The organism is Acinetobacter sp. YH12254 (assembly GCF_013417415.1).
GTDB classification, from domain to species: Bacteria; Pseudomonadota; Gammaproteobacteria; order Pseudomonadales; family Moraxellaceae; genus Acinetobacter; species Acinetobacter pseudolwoffii.
The window spans coordinates 1-11840 of the sequence record NZ_VPEB01000028.1 but is presented as its reverse complement, the minus strand read 5'-3'; the positions used below and the strand labels follow the sequence as shown (position 1 = coordinate 11840).

At 35.2% G+C, this 11840-nt stretch carries 15 protein-coding genes; 4 read left to right on the top strand and 11 right to left on the bottom strand.

Going from position 1 to position 11840, the window contains the following annotated elements; all coding sequences use genetic code 11:
* Positions 1 to 301 precede the first annotated feature (301 nt).
* Positions 302 to 838, top strand: a complete 537-nt coding sequence (locus FTV29_RS14410) for a porin family protein (RefSeq protein WP_100535606.1) — start codon at positions 302 to 304, stop codon at positions 836 to 838.
* Positions 839 to 901: 63 nt separating this feature from the next.
* Here FTV29_RS14410 and FTV29_RS14405 read toward each other — a convergent pair whose 3' ends face one another.
* From FTV29_RS14405 to FTV29_RS14385, 5 genes are all read right to left on the bottom strand, one after another.
* Positions 902 to 1168 carry a hypothetical protein gene (locus FTV29_RS14405; protein WP_100535607.1) on the bottom strand — a complete coding sequence of 89 codons (267 nt, stop codon included), beginning with the start codon at positions 1166 to 1168 and terminating at the stop codon, positions 902 to 904.
* A 193-nt stretch (positions 1169 to 1361) separates the two neighbouring features.
* Positions 1362 to 1505: a hypothetical protein gene (locus tag FTV29_RS14400; protein ID WP_001125247.1), complete on the bottom strand. Its 144-nt coding sequence runs from the start codon at positions 1503 to 1505 to the stop codon at positions 1362 to 1364.
* A 12-nt stretch (positions 1506 to 1517) separates the two neighbouring features.
* Positions 1518 to 2093 (bottom strand): plasmid replication DNA-binding protein, encoded by a 576-nt coding sequence (locus tag FTV29_RS14395; RefSeq protein ID WP_180075651.1) that lies wholly within the window; start codon positions 2091 to 2093, stop codon positions 1518 to 1520.
* A complete protein-coding gene (gene repM, locus FTV29_RS14390) occupies positions 2086 to 3036 on the bottom strand; it encodes a replication initiation protein RepM (RefSeq protein ID WP_126132568.1) in 951 nt (316 codons plus the stop codon). Before repM ends, FTV29_RS14395 begins: the two co-directional genes overlap by 8 nt.
* A gap of 575 nt (positions 3037 to 3611) precedes the next feature.
* A complete protein-coding gene (locus FTV29_RS14385; RefSeq protein ID WP_163169833.1) occupies positions 3612 to 3953 on the bottom strand; it encodes a hypothetical protein in 342 nt (113 codons plus the stop codon).
* A 305-nt stretch (positions 3954 to 4258) separates the two neighbouring features.
* Between FTV29_RS14385 and FTV29_RS14380 the strand changes: the two genes are divergently transcribed.
* Both FTV29_RS14380 and FTV29_RS14375 read left to right on the top strand, forming a co-directional pair.
* A complete protein-coding gene (locus FTV29_RS14380; protein WP_100329927.1) occupies positions 4259 to 4627 on the top strand; it encodes a LysR family transcriptional regulator in 369 nt (122 codons plus the stop codon).
* A gap of 337 nt (positions 4628 to 4964) precedes the next feature.
* Entirely contained in the window at positions 4965 to 5435 is a 471-nt protein-coding gene (locus tag FTV29_RS14375) for a spore coat U domain-containing protein (RefSeq protein ID WP_180075650.1), read from the top strand.
* Positions 5436 to 5447: 12 nt separating this feature from the next.
* On the opposite strand, the gene FTV29_RS14370 is transcribed toward FTV29_RS14375, so the two are convergent.
* The 6 genes from FTV29_RS14370 to FTV29_RS14345 all read right to left on the bottom strand — a co-directional run bounded on the left by FTV29_RS14370 (position 5448) and on the right by FTV29_RS14345 (position 11183).
* Positions 5448 to 6434, bottom strand: a complete 987-nt coding sequence (locus FTV29_RS14370; RefSeq protein ID WP_180075649.1) for a spore coat U domain-containing protein — start codon at positions 6432 to 6434, stop codon at positions 5448 to 5450.
* Positions 6425 to 8029 carry a fimbria/pilus outer membrane usher protein gene (locus FTV29_RS14365; protein WP_180075648.1) on the bottom strand — a complete coding sequence of 535 codons (1605 nt, stop codon included), beginning with the start codon at positions 8027 to 8029 and terminating at the stop codon, positions 6425 to 6427. Before FTV29_RS14365 ends, FTV29_RS14370 begins: the two co-directional genes overlap by 10 nt.
* 81 nt (positions 8030 to 8110) lie before the next feature.
* Positions 8111 to 8773 carry a hypothetical protein gene (locus FTV29_RS14360; protein WP_180075647.1) on the bottom strand — a complete coding sequence of 221 codons (663 nt, stop codon included), beginning with the start codon at positions 8771 to 8773 and terminating at the stop codon, positions 8111 to 8113.
* Positions 8774 to 8810: 37 nt separating this feature from the next.
* Positions 8811 to 9560 (bottom strand): molecular chaperone, encoded by a 750-nt coding sequence (locus FTV29_RS14355; RefSeq protein WP_180075646.1) that lies wholly within the window; start codon positions 9558 to 9560, stop codon positions 8811 to 8813.
* Positions 9561 to 9584: 24 nt separating this feature from the next.
* A complete protein-coding gene (locus FTV29_RS14350) occupies positions 9585 to 10121 on the bottom strand; it encodes a spore coat U domain-containing protein (RefSeq protein WP_218946080.1) in 537 nt (178 codons plus the stop codon).
* An 840-nt stretch (positions 10122 to 10961) separates the two neighbouring features.
* Positions 10962 to 11183, bottom strand: a complete 222-nt coding sequence (locus FTV29_RS14345) for a hypothetical protein (RefSeq protein WP_180075645.1) — start codon at positions 11181 to 11183, stop codon at positions 10962 to 10964.
* 319 nt (positions 11184 to 11502) lie between these two features.
* Between FTV29_RS14345 and FTV29_RS15195 the strand changes: the two genes are divergently transcribed.
* On the top strand, positions 11503 to 11706 hold the full coding sequence (locus FTV29_RS15195) for a hypothetical protein (RefSeq protein ID WP_057979931.1): 204 nt from the start codon (positions 11503 to 11505) through the stop codon (positions 11704 to 11706).
* Positions 11707 to 11840 lie beyond the last annotated feature (134 nt).

Below are 11840 nucleotides of genomic sequence, written 5' to 3'. Positions count from 1 at the left end.
ACATAATACACGTTATGCGAAATTAGAAAAATGAGTTTATTGCACTGATATTTATCTGTTTTTTAAATTTTAGACCTGGGTTGGTGCCCAGGTTTTTTTATTGCGTATAACAGCCATTATGTTAAATAGAAAATTTCTAGAAATAATAGAAAAGATTGTTTATTAATCAATTAATCAAAAAATATCTTACTAATTAGTATAATTTTATTGCAAATTTTTATTTATATTTCCAATATATGCAAATCCTTTAAATCAATGATTTATGGGTTTTTATATAACTTCAATATTCATGAGATATACAATGAAAAAACTGCTTTTAGTATCACTTCTTGGGGCTATTGCAGCAACTACAGCAAATGCTGGTAGTACAACAATTCAGCCATATGTAGGCGCTGGCTATACATTTTTAAATAACGATGATGTTGATGTACATTTTCTAGGCCTGAATGGTGGTTTGCAATTTAATGAATATGTTGGTGCTGAAGTATTCTGGAATAAATCTGTAAATGACATCGAGTTCGATGGCGATTTAGAAGAATTTGGTGTAAGAACTGACGCCGATGTTCAATACTATGGTATTGGCTTAACAGCTAAATATCCTTTAGCAAATAATTTCTATGCTAAAGGTATGGCAGGTTATGCACGTGTTGACCTCGATGTAGATGCTACTTATCAAGGTTATACAGTTTCAGCTAGCGAAGATGATTCAGGTTTAATCATTCAAGCTGGAGCTGGCTATAACTTCACTCCAAACTTGGCTGCAGAAGTAGCTTACACACACGTTAATGCATTTGATGGCTTTAATGGTGTAAATGCTCAATTAAAATATAACTTCTAATTTGTTGAGTAAAAAAGCGAGGAGAAAATTCTCGCTTTTTTTTGGAAATTTGTATAACAGCCATTATGTTAAATAGGCATACAATTGTTTTCTTAATTCATTTAAATAATCATTTTCTTCAATAAGAGGAACTCCATCACGATGCAAGATGAGATCATTAAATGACCCCATTCCTCCAAAATTAATGCGCAATTGATACTTAGCATATTCTGGATCCTCTTTAAGACATAAGAGCATATCAGAATATGCTTTTTCCCAATTTTTTAAATCAAATTCTTCAAATAATGCTATTAGCTTTTCAATTATCGATTCTAGACTTTCATTTTCCATAAATTCTTTAATTTTCCTAAAATTAACATAATACACCTTATACGTAATGCGTTATAATTATCTATAGAAATCAATGCTGTAGTTTCTAGTTGATAGCCCATCTTCCCCAAGGTGGGCTTTTTTTATGACTTTTCACGTTCCACGCTTATTATTTAATCAAAGTTTCACGAGTTTGATTAGGTCAATTGAATAATCAGGATGCCTGGTCTTTTTCTTTTTGGCGTTCATCCAGCTCTTTTTTGAGTGCCTTTTTATCCTGGTACGATGCAATCAGCATGATCGGGATCAGCAGCGGGGCCACAATAATTCCCAAGGCAATGTCTTTCAGTTTCGGCATGATCTCTCTCCCTTAGTCATTATCAAAAACAGCATTCAGCACACGGCCAAATAAGCCACGTTTTTTAGGTTGTGGCACTGCCACATTTTGCAACGTGGCATGCTGTAGCGTTTGGCTGTGGTGTGCTGTAGTTTTTTGCTGTGGCACTGCCACGTTTTCTACAATATTTAATTCATTATTCTTTTTATTATCATTGTCTTGTTGTGTTGTCGCATGCTGTGGCATATCGGTGTCGCATGCCGTAGCATCTTCTTGTGGCGCTGCCGTGGCGGGTGCAACAGTTTTTAACTCAATAAGCGTCTGCATACGGTCGATTTGCTGCATTAAACGCTCTTCACGTTCTTGGTATTTTTTAACTTCATTTTCTAAATGAATAATGAGTTTTTTTGTAGATTCATCGCTATCTGATGTAGAAGATTCAATTTGTTGAGATGTTTGCTCAGGCTCCCCAAAGCATCTAATCACTTCCGAAAGGTCAAATTGACCATCACTAGAGCGTGATAAACGCCCATTACGTACAGCTCTGTAAATGGTTGACCTATCAATATGAAATTTTTTAGATACTTCACTTAGCGATAACTTAGCCATTTACTGTGTCCTTTTTATTTGATGGCATGTATCCCACTTTTTTTAGGTATGGGGCTAGTTCTTTGATTTTTTCAGAGTCTTGTAGCATCTCAGCAATACGAACAGCAAATTGAGGATAGCTTTCAGTTCCTTGTGAATAGCGACCCATTTCAGGGAGTTCTGAAAGTTTGTTTGCAAACATATGCCGTTGAGCATCGGTCATCTTTGAAAAAAGGTCTAAGGTATTCGGATCTCTTTCTATTGATGGATTATCCTTTTTCTTCTGTTTAAACGTAAAAGAAAAACCTGAAATTGATCGACCTTTTTTATGCTGTTCATATTTTACAGTTATATCCGTATGCTCATTTATTTGTTTAATAGCAAGCTCAAGTACACTAGTTTTAAAGCGCTCCATACGCTTGTACTCTGTATCGAGTACACCAATTCTTTGACGGAAATCACTTAGCTCTATAACTGGAGTAGAACCGGTACTTCTCCAAGCAATTAATAGTTCATATAAGCGGACAGCATAAGCACTACTGAGATTACTAACTTGCTGTAATTCGTATTTAGTAAAATGCTCTTCTAAACGTGTAATTAATGGGACTATGGCGGGGGCAAAGATAAGCTTAACCACTGCTTCATTATCTACATATCCAATTTCACTAACCCAACGGGATCTATAGTTCTCAATATTCCCTCTTTCATTTATTTTTTGATAACTAAATTGTCTAGCAAATAAATCATTACAGGCATCTTTTAATGCTTGATAGGCAGTATTGCGATGTACACCAAATTGATTGATATAGCCTTCGGCATGTACTTCAAGGGGATCATTAGCATTAATCCCTTTCCCACTTTCCCTTGCTTCAACAATAGCCAATAAAATTAAACGTTGTTCTACTAAATCCAAGTTATAGCTTGCATTGATTAAGGCATTGTCTTTTACCACTAATTCTCTCATGAAGCACCAGTATTAATTATTATGCTATGACACAATAATTAATTTTAGTGCTATAAGCAAGGTAAACGGTGTCATATTGCAAGGTAAACGGTGTCATATTGCAAGGTAAACGGTGTCATATTGCAAGGTAAACGGTGTCATATAACCCTTGAAAGCATTGTGAACAAAGGCTTTCAGCATGTCTAAAAGCATTTAAAAGCTTTAAAATAATTAAAAGCCCAAGGAGTGAAAAATTGCCCTTGGTTTTCGCTACGCTCAAACTCTATTGAATCTCGCTTTCGCTCGATTCGTCGGGGCAATTTTTTGGCTCATCTCGTTGTGACTTCAATAAAAAGCAAAAGCACGATGAATTCGCTTCGCTCATAGAGCTTTTTTGCTCGCTGCGCTCGATCTAGAATCCAATTTTTATATGTAATTAAAAAGTTTTTAGATTCCAATATCTAAAAGATTGTTTTTCAGAGGGTCTAAGCGCGAATTTCAGCGATTTCACTCGTAGACACTCGTTCTGTACCTTCCTATATGAATTTGAGCTTAAATCGCAAATGAGTGCATTTAAAAGCTAAGTTTTATAGTAATTAGATAAAATCTTTACCTTTTGTATGAGGGTCATAAGAAAAAACAGGTTTTTTAGTCTTCAATTTTTCTGTATTTCTTTCTGCATTCGTCATTTTCATTTTTTCATTAGAAGTGGGGACCATATCCTGGGACTCTAATTTTTCTATTTTATGTAGATGTACCTTTTTTTCACTCATTCCCATTTTATTCAAATTTCGCAAAACTGAACTGTAAGAAATATTGTTCGCTAGCTCAGGTAAATCAGCGTGGATTTCCTTAATTGTATAACCAGCTTCTAGCCGTTTTTCTATTTCAGGTAATACAGAGATGATGAATTTCTTAGCGCCATGTCTGGTGACCATAATGACTTCCTCTTTCTTTGATTTACGCAATTATGTGCAACTATATGCAATTAAGAGCTTTTATACGATTTTATATGAAATTATATGCAACTATAAGCTTTTAAATGGTTTTTATTCATTTTGATGTGCAATTATATGCGTTTATGTGCAATTGAACTTTCAGTGATATTGGCAAGATGTGTAATGTTATATAACATGGCAAGCCTTGGTTATATAAATTACCCGACTTATTCGCTTTCAGCTCAACGTGGCATCTTGTCCTGCGGAGCTTTTGGCATAGCCAAAATGTACTGGAAATCAAAAAAATGACTGAACAAAAAAAGCCGAAACGGATACGCCAAAAAGTAATTCAAGTTGTAGTAACTGAAGCTGAGAAAAAGCAAATTGAAGAAAATGCTGCTCAGGGAAATTTATCAGCTTCTCAATATTTGCGTGATTTAGGATTGGGTTATCAACCTAAAAGTCTGACTGATATAAAAACAATCCAGGAAATTCGCAGCCTAAAATCAGATATGAATAAAGTGGGTGGACTACTGAAAAACTTAATGAATGGAGAGCTGAGTGATCCGAAAGAGATCCGATCTAAAGTAAACGGGCTGCTGCTGGATTTTTCTAGGAACCAAAATTCAATTGATCTATTCATTTCTAAAGTCAGATCCGCGATCAAGTTTTAAAAAAGTGTAAGGTGTGTGACCTTGTATAGTGGCGTTAGCCAGCTGTCCCTTCAGAGCTGTATTCAAGTAGCCAATCTAAAAAAGTGTATAGGTGTGATGCCTTGTATAGTGGCGTTAGCCTGAATTTCGCATAAGAGGTTTTATGTTAAATCTAGCCTGTTTGCCCTTTTATTTTTGAATTGTTTACTAGATGGCAGCATAGTTGAGTAAAATCGAATAATATGATTAGAATCATGAAATTTAGTGCGTAATCCAGACTATTACTTTAAATAGTTACCTTTTTACTCTCTACAATTCAGATTAATATAATTATCTATATTGGATATAGGCACATTCAATGAAAATTTTTAAATATTCATTTGTAATTCTAGCTGTAGTTTCAGTCTCTGCTTATACCATGAGTGACCGGCAGTCCACACAGTTTCAGGTCAAAATGAAAGTCAATGAAATTTGTGATATCGGCACAGGTTCTACTTCTAATATAGATTTTGGTACAATTTCTCGTAATACCCAAAATATCCAGGCAACGGGAAGTTTAAATGTCTCGTGTACTAATGGTACGCCTTATAATATTTCACTAAATAGTGATGGCACACTAAAGAATACTCAGGATGCTTCCTTGAAGCTTTCATATCGACTTTATCAAGATGCATCTATGAGCAAAGAATGGGGAAACAGCTCTGAAAATCTTTTTTCACAACACGGTACAGGACAAACTCAAAATATTACCATTTGGGGGAAAGTGCCTGATACTAACGTTCCTGCCGGTCAATATATAGATACAGTTACTGCTACGATTACCTATTAAATATAGAGTTTTCTAATAAGTTAAAGTCACAGTAATGGTATCGGAATATTTCCCTATACTGCTAATGCTTTGCGATGGGAGCATCGCATAAACAGGGATAGTCTGGTGGGTTATAGAATATGAAGTATCCGCCTGCCAAATGTTCGAGTGACTTGGATCCTGATATAAACTGTATTGAATATAACTTCCTAAAGAATTTTTCATACGTCTTTGTGAGCCCAATGGATTTAGACCATTATTTAAACTTACCTTCATATTGGTACCCATTGGACATGCTAATTGAATAGTCCCTGAACGATATAAAGTATTATTCAATAGCTCCACTGAACCAAAATCTATATCTGATGCAGATAAAATCAAACAGCTATTTTCATAGTTAGAATTGACGACTATATTGTTAGTTGAGCTATTTTGACTAGCTAGAGCTTCTAAATCTGAAGGTACTTCTAAGCCATAGCGATAAGCATAGTATAGCTTTATGGAAGTACTATTGGTTTTATAGGAGCCGGCAGGTACATTTTGTCCTGCAAGAACTTGACCATACATTTTGACTAATGTACTCGGACTTCCTGTATTAGCACCTACTTGAACAGACTGGCACTGAGCTGTATTTTTAGCGTCTGAGTTTGGTATCTTGCGTGTTCGTGCGACATCATAATATAAGTTATAATTTAATAAGGAAGCAGGATAGTTATCATAGTTAATCATTGTGCGAGGATCTTTAGCCGCTGGATCTATACTATCAACTACCATACATATCTTATATGTCACTGGCTGACTCCAATTTGAATTACATGTTACGGTAATATCCGTAGAAGCTGTCATCGAGCCTTGAATGTTCGCTGTGCCTAGGCTTAAATTACCTCCACTTACCCAGCAACTCTCTGCATAAGCAGATGAAGAGCATATGCTATAAGCTAAAAACAATAAGCTCATACAAGCTAAACGCTTGATGAGGCCATAAGCTTTGATTCGGTTAAATTGATGAGTTATTGACATACCACCCTTCCTAAATCGCTAAAACCTTCAAGAGTGGAAACTTCAGGAAGATTCACTTGGCATTGCTTAAGCTCATCGCCAATATATAATTTATTATTTTTCACATCATCTAAATATACAATACCATCATGAGCTACAATGGTTTTAGGAGGCTGCTGTATTGATGGTTGAATATCCCAAACAGATTTACCCACTGCTAGATTCTCTCCCTGATCATCGACTGCCTGTAATTGAACGGATTTCACTTGATACATTGGAAAACGAACGAATACACCACTTGCCTGACGAGGTACAACATCTTGCTGTGTTGTTTCTATTTTTAAATTTATGGGTAGGTTCAGGGTATCAACTGCTACACTATTATGCTGATATGGATTTAGACGATCTAATAGCAAATATCCTTTCTGATTAGTTTTACCAATTAAACGATTCTCCATACGCACCGGTACGCTAGCAATATTATCTGTTGAGACAATAGCAAATGAACCGTTACTCAAACGCGTGGGTAGTATCACGTCTTTTAGAATAACTAAACCTCCATTGACTGAGGCAAATGCACTGGTATTATTTTGTTGGTCTGATGCTGTATGTTGCACATTTAACTGTGCTAACCCATAGCGACCGAGATAGTCGATCTGCCCCTGAAATTGTGAGTATTGATCTGTACGATTGGCCATGGCTTGCCATCCCATCCCTCCCTGATCTTGATTTAGCGTATGCATTATATTCACACCAAACTGTTTGTTATCATGACTACGCTGTATTGATGCTGTGGCTGAGTTACGTTGCGCCCAAGGGATATTAAGTGATAGATAATAACTATCTTTCTTATTAATTAAATCATGCGTATAACCTAAATTTAGGTTCATACGTTGCGGCAAGATATAAGACCAGTTTAGCAATACAAACTTACTCTCTTGCTCCGTATATTTTTGCTGGATATAGCTACTTCCCAACTGACCAATTTTAGTATTAAAACCTATATAAAATTGGTCTGACCTACTGGCAAATGCCGCATCATTCAAGCTAGCAATATCATTAAACTCACCAAACTGTCGTAGCCCATTATAATTTAAACTTATTAATGGAGAGTTCCAACTATAACCTAGGCCTAATAATTGTCCATGTTGCTCAGGTGTACGACTATAAGCATAAGAGAGATTAAGCTGTCCTGCACGTTTGCCTAATTGATAAAGTGTGCCTAGTCCTACCTGTTGCAATTGATCGGTCAATTCAGTATGTGTTTCCAGAGTAAGTTTATTTGATATTCCATAACGATAGCTTCCACTAAATGCAGGATCTTGTGCATAATCAAATGAAGATAAGCCATAATTTAACTTTGGATAACCTACATTAAAAGACCAGTCATTTAAGCTTTTTGCGAGTAGATTATTCGTACCATATAAGGGAATATTCAGTACTTGCTGTTGACCATTAATATCTGTAATGACCATTTGTGCATTGCCTGCACCTGTAATACTGGGGACTGATTGAATATCAAATTGTCCTGGTACGACATCTTGAGAAGCCTGCTTAATACCATTAATTATTAAATCTACTTGTGAAGGCAATGCTACCTGACCTTTAAAACTCATTAAGGGGGTCGTCACGGTATAGGGTTGTAAAGCAAAATTTTTCGATAAACTAAAACCACTCAAGCGAGTAGAGCGTGTCCATTACAGTGCATTACTTTGTGCATCACCTAAACGTAGTCTAAGCAATTGTTCTGGGATATCTTTTTCCCAATATGTATCCAGTATATGATGATTTATAAAGGCATTATCTTGATATTGGTAGCTACTAGAAAGGCTGAATACCCCAGCAAATAGCCCAAAAACACGAAATTCATTCCAACCATTTAAAGAAAATATATTCTCATGCTGCTGAGCAAAAGCAGTGTAATTGAGCAAGACACCTGTTTTTTCATGCAATGGATTAACTTTTGCAGCAGGCAGATGCTGATAGCCATATTGATGTTGACTGCTTAACAGTGTAATAGGTACTTGGATTGAAATTTTTTGATTGAGGTCGTCATATTTATAGCTTAGCCCTACAATCTGATCAAGTGCGATATAGGGTACCTGATCAATTATGATTGGTGCTATCTCGGTAGTAATGGCGAAATTTTTTAAGGAAGCTACATCAATATAGAGTTGCTGATCTTGTTGTAAAAAATGACCAATTTGAATCTGTGCAGACTGATTTACTTCTACATCCAAATACAATTCCTGTTGAATCGCACTGTTTATATTATTGGATAAGTATTGTTCTGCAAATGTTGTCGGTGCTGTGACCAGCATCATTCCTGCAAGTATAAAATTGCTTGCTCGAACATTCAATGATCAGAAACTCCCTATACCTAAGGCTTATTCTGTATCAGGGAGATAATGGTAGAGTTTGTTCACGAAGATCCATATTAACTACAGCTATAAACTTTCCACCACGCGTAACATTTATATTATTTGGAATTTTCCATTGCATGCTTTTCCCACTAAGTACATAACCCATCAATCCCATTTGAATTGGTATTTTTTTGCCTTGCGCATCCATGTAGGCAAACTGACTAAAGCGCTTATAATGACTAGACTGATTGTTGATTGTTAGTGTTTGCGTATTATATTTAAAGCTCATACCTTGCAGGGATGTTATGCCTTGATCTGTATCATTACTGTCCGATACTTTTAAAAAAACAGGAATGGAATATTTGAGTAACAATTGTAGACCACTTTGTACATCAGTCTGGGAGTTAGGTAATTCATCCACGATGAGACGATAAGCTTGTTCAGTCGTATTTGCTATTTGAGTATTGCGGATCAATCGAACCAATTGCCGTTGTCCGGCAGGAATGCTAATGACCATAGGACTAGCAATTAAATCTTTGGAGTTTGTTAAAATATCTTGTTGATTGCTTTGTGTCCAAGCGTTCACTCGTACTTGTGCACGAATACTCTCATTACCTGTATTGGTCAACCAAAGTTCTTTGACTTTTTCTTGTTGTGAGAATTCTAATAAAATAGGCGCAACTTGCAAACTGGCAGCATGCGCCTGTGTTATAAAAATACTAGCTGCCAAGATTCCTGTACCACAAATGTGGAACACATGAGAGAATTTGGCTGGCTTTTTCATGTGGACTCTTTACGATAATAAAAGTTAATAAGTTACTGTAGCTGTGACGGTATCTGCATAGTTACCAGCGCGTACATTTGTAGAGCCAAATAATTTAGCAACTACAGGAATATTCTGTACATCACCTGAGCCAGTTGCAGAATATAGATTATCTTTGTTGTCCCACGCTGTATCACTAGATTCTTGAAATAATTTATACTCAATGCTAGACGTAGAGTCAGCCGTATTGGTCAATTTACCACTACCAGATAAACCAACTTTGTATGGTGTTTGACTAGTACAGGTTACATTTAAAGTACCAGTTTTATCTGTTGCTGCCATACCACTATTTACTTCACCGAAATCGATATCTGTAGCACTGATCGCACATGTTGATACGACTTCAATTTTAACTTTAAAAGTTGCATCCGCAGTTTTAGTAGAAGCATTTGTTTGTCCTGCTATAAATACGCCAGAAGAAAGCAATAATGCTGTAGTGATAAAGTTTTTCATATAAGGGCCTATTAATAATGAAACAGATGGTTTTTTTAAAAACTTGCTGTTATTTTTTAATAGTTTCATAAAAAAATTTTACTACTAAAAAATAGAGTGTGAAACATATCACATTTTATGACTTTTTCAATATTTATTGACGTTATTTTAAGCGACTTTAATTCGTATCCTGGACGGCACACCCGACGCTGATTTAAGAAATCTAAATAATAAAAAACCCCGGCATCCTGCCGGGGTTTTTCATCGTTGCTGATTGTGCTGTTGTACCCTCTGGTCCATGTGCAATAACTTATAATTTTTGTTTTATGTTATGGAACATCCTGTTCCTGATGACTTGATCATAGGAAAATTCCACTGTCCCAGGTAGCCGCAAAGGGTCGAGATTTATGTACGCCAGAGCGTACAAAATAGCCTAAATTTTATCCACAAAAAATGGGGATAATTTTAAGGATTCAAGCATTGATAAAATTTAAAAAACCCCGAAATTGAGCGTTTTTTAGACGATTTTATTGGCGAAAGATTACAAATCTGCTTAAAAAACACACGAGTTGTTAAAACGTGTGTTTTTTGATCTTTGGGGTTTTGGATTTATTGAGTTAAGTTTTTGATAAATAACAATATTTAAAAACACGTTTCGTATAACGCCCATTATGTTAAATAGATGATCAAAAGGCTGGATTCATAGGAATATTCATTTAGTAGTTATAGGGTGGTCAACATGGCTTTGTGAAATAAAGTCATTAAAATCAATCAATTGATATATCCTTCTTTGCTTGTAAAATAGAAGATTTACTTCTAAATATTCAGCTTTATAACATTTTGTTCTATCCATTTTTTTTATAAAATTTGGAAATTGCTTATTAAATGGAAAATAGGGTCTAACAAGGTTCTTGCTCTTTAAACCATCAACTAAAAAAAATAGCTACCTATAGAGATATATGCTCCTGTAGATTTTCTTGAAAGGGGCTTATAACCAAGATAACAAATTTCTCCAACTTTAAAGTTTCCCTGTTCATATTGTTTATCTACCATTTTTGTTACAAAGATAGAAAATAAAATATTAAGAATTAAAAATAATAAAAATAATAAAAGTCCTCCAATTAAAAGCACTCTTCTATGATAAATATCCATTAAAAATCCCTTTCAAATTAGTTATTTTTTCTAAAATTAACATAATACACGTTATGCGAACTTCTAAAATTGAGACTATAACCTTAATTTTTATATATTTTTTTAAATTTAACACCTAGGTCAATGCCTAGGTTTTTAAATTTCGTATAACCGCCATTATGTTAAGTGAACAATAATTTCGTCGAATATTCAGGCTCTCAATTCTGCAAAACTTGCAGAATCTTGTCTAATTTGTAATCCTTGCGGCCAAGGGTGTCTAGCTAAGCTAAGGCAGGTGTTTGTTGTAGTCGGGCCGCTATAACGGATGACGAGTGCCTGTATGTTTAACCTAAATATCTTTAATAGGATCTCTAGCGAAGTATTGACCATCAAAAATGATCTAGAGCTGAATTCTGAGAATCAACTGATAACTAAATATAAGACTTCTACTTCTGAAGATTATAAAAAAGCAATTATTTTGATTTTTAAAGAACGTGGCTATACCAGGTTAGAAATAGGTCAGTTACTTGAAGGCCAACTGTAAAGACTTCCTAAAATTAACATAATACACGTTATGCGAAATTAGAAAAATGAGTTTATTGCACTGATATTTATCTGTTTTTTAAATTTTAGACCTGGGTTGGTGCCCAGGTTTTTTTATTGCGTATAACAGCCATT

Excerpts from the sequence above, each read along its gene's own strand:
- FTV29_RS14410 (WP_100535606.1), top strand. The coding sequence starts at position 302 with ATGAAAAAACTGCTTTTAGTATCACTTCTTGGGGCTATTGCAGCAACT.
- FTV29_RS14405 (WP_100535607.1), bottom strand. The coding sequence starts at position 1,168 with ATGGAAAATGAAAGTCTAGAATCGATAATTGAAAAGCTAATAGCATTA.
- FTV29_RS14400 (WP_001125247.1), bottom strand. The coding sequence starts at position 1,505 with ATGCCGAAACTGAAAGACATTGCCTTGGGAATTATTGTGGCCCCGCTG.
- FTV29_RS14395 (WP_180075651.1), bottom strand. The coding sequence starts at position 2,093 with ATGGCTAAGTTATCGCTAAGTGAAGTATCTAAAAAATTTCATATTGAT.
- repM (WP_126132568.1), bottom strand. The coding sequence starts at position 3,036 with ATGAGAGAATTAGTGGTAAAAGACAATGCCTTAATCAATGCAAGCTAT.
- FTV29_RS14385 (WP_163169833.1), bottom strand. The coding sequence starts at position 3,953 with ATGGTCACCAGACATGGCGCTAAGAAATTCATCATCTCTGTATTACCT.
- FTV29_RS14380 (WP_100329927.1), top strand. The coding sequence starts at position 4,259 with ATGACTGAACAAAAAAAGCCGAAACGGATACGCCAAAAAGTAATTCAA.
- FTV29_RS14375 (WP_180075650.1), top strand. The coding sequence starts at position 4,965 with ATGAAAATTTTTAAATATTCATTTGTAATTCTAGCTGTAGTTTCAGTC.
- FTV29_RS14370 (WP_180075649.1), bottom strand. The coding sequence starts at position 6,434 with ATGTCAATAACTCATCAATTTAACCGAATCAAAGCTTATGGCCTCATC.
- FTV29_RS14365 (WP_180075648.1), bottom strand. The coding sequence starts at position 8,029 with ATGAGTTTTAAAGGTCAGGTAGCATTGCCTTCACAAGTAGATTTAATA.
- FTV29_RS14355 (WP_180075646.1), bottom strand. The coding sequence starts at position 9,560 with ATGAAAAAGCCAGCCAAATTCTCTCATGTGTTCCACATTTGTGGTACA.
- FTV29_RS14350 (WP_218946080.1), bottom strand. The coding sequence starts at position 10,121 with ATGAAACTATTAAAAAATAACAGCAAGTTTTTAAAAAAACCATCTGTT.
- FTV29_RS14345 (WP_180075645.1), bottom strand. The coding sequence starts at position 11,183 with ATGGATATTTATCATAGAAGAGTGCTTTTAATTGGAGGACTTTTATTA.
- FTV29_RS15195 (WP_057979931.1), top strand. The coding sequence starts at position 11,503 with ATGTTTAACCTAAATATCTTTAATAGGATCTCTAGCGAAGTATTGACC.